General features: G+C 45.1%; 2 protein-coding genes. Both read right to left on the reverse strand.

All coding sequences use genetic code 11. The annotated features are described in order from the left end of the window. Window positions 1–28: 28 nt before the first annotated feature. Window positions 29–481 carry a hypothetical protein gene (locus A2F46_RS11765; RefSeq protein WP_066570661.1) on the reverse strand — a complete coding sequence of 151 codons (453 nt, stop codon included), beginning with the start codon at window positions 479–481 and terminating at the stop codon, window positions 29–31. 46 nt (window positions 482–527) lie between these two features. After that, the gene (locus A2F46_RS12210) at window positions 528–650 is read right to left on the reverse strand and encodes a TrbM/KikA/MpfK family conjugal transfer protein (protein WP_082783699.1); all 123 of its coding nucleotides are present in this window, start codon (window positions 648–650) and stop codon (window positions 528–530) included. Window positions 651–659: the final 9 nt, after the last annotated feature.

The following is a 659-nucleotide window of genomic DNA, read 5'->3' on the forward strand; positions in this document are numbered from 1 at the left end:
AACTCACGACGAACGAGCGGAGAAACACTTATTCAGATGGTGGTGTCATGTGGTCAGCCAAGGCTATGAGGCACTTGTCAGGAAACTTCAGACAACGGAGTGTGAACACAGCCACATTTGTATCAATGACGATGGTTGCTGTGTTGCCCATCACATCCAGATAGCCTCTTTTCATTGTTGCCGATTGAACTTGTGACCAAGGCAAATGGACAGACTGGGTAGAGTCAACGTAACGCAAGGTTTCGTCAGTAAGCTCAACCCGGCTTGGAAGATGCACAATGGCTTTGGTAAATAAAAAAACCATACTGAACATAAAAGTGAGTCCATAAATCAGACCTGTGACCAAGCCATGAGCCATGCCACTGCCTTCATAATAATGATGCACAGATTGATATCCCACTAAATTGGCCAATACAACCACACCCACTCCCAGAGCATAACGACCCAACCAATACACCCAGTTGCGTTCTGAAAAATTCACATACTTTCCTTATTCAAGGTGGCTACCATGCAGCAGCCACTTGCTGTTACCTCACATCCACCCATTTGCCACCATTTTTCTCATCACCGATGTACTTCACCGAATCACCTGTAACAGTCCATTCGTGATTAAAGTAGGCAGAGCAGTAAGAAGGCTTGGTGTTGGCAATATAGTTTTT

The sequence above is a fragment of the Snodgrassella sp. CFCC 13594 genome (assembly GCF_001590725.1).
In the GTDB taxonomy this organism is placed as follows: Bacteria; Pseudomonadota; Gammaproteobacteria; order Burkholderiales; family Neisseriaceae; genus Snodgrassella.